Raw genomic sequence first — 387 nt, 5'->3', positions numbered from 1 at the left:
GACGTGGTCGCCGGTCTTCCAGTGGCGGACGCCCGCACCCGTGCGGACGATCACACCGGCCGCGTCCGACCCCAGCACATGGAACGGCTGGTCATGCCGCGCCGCGTACCCGCCCGTCCGCCCGAACCGCCGCAGGAAGTCGAACGTCGGCAACGGCTCGAAGATCGCCGACCACACCGTGTTGTAGTTGATCGAACTCGCCATCACCGCCACCAGCACCTCATCGGGCGCCAGCTCCGGCATCGGCACCGAACCCACCCGCAGCGACTTGCGCACATCCTTGTCCGCCGCCCCCGCGAACATGCCCACGTCCTCCACCCGCAAATGCGCCGCGGTGAACTCCCCCGGCACATCCAGCCCCGCCAATTCCTCAGCGGACGCCCCATT

The 387-nt window shown here is 69.3% G+C and carries 1 protein-coding gene; it reads right to left on the bottom strand.

Going from position 1 to position 387, the window contains the following annotated elements; genetic code table 11:
• Positions 1 to 387 (bottom strand): alcohol dehydrogenase catalytic domain-containing protein (locus IE99_RS0128590; RefSeq protein ID WP_037560289.1); only part of this gene is annotated, 387 nt, incomplete at both ends.

This window comes from Spirillospora albida (assembly GCF_000718255.1).
GTDB classification, from domain to species: Bacteria; Actinomycetota; Actinomycetes; order Streptosporangiales; family Streptosporangiaceae; genus Spirillospora; species Spirillospora albida.
The sequence above is the reverse complement of the archived record's forward strand: the minus strand, read 5'-3'. Positions and strand labels throughout refer to the sequence as shown.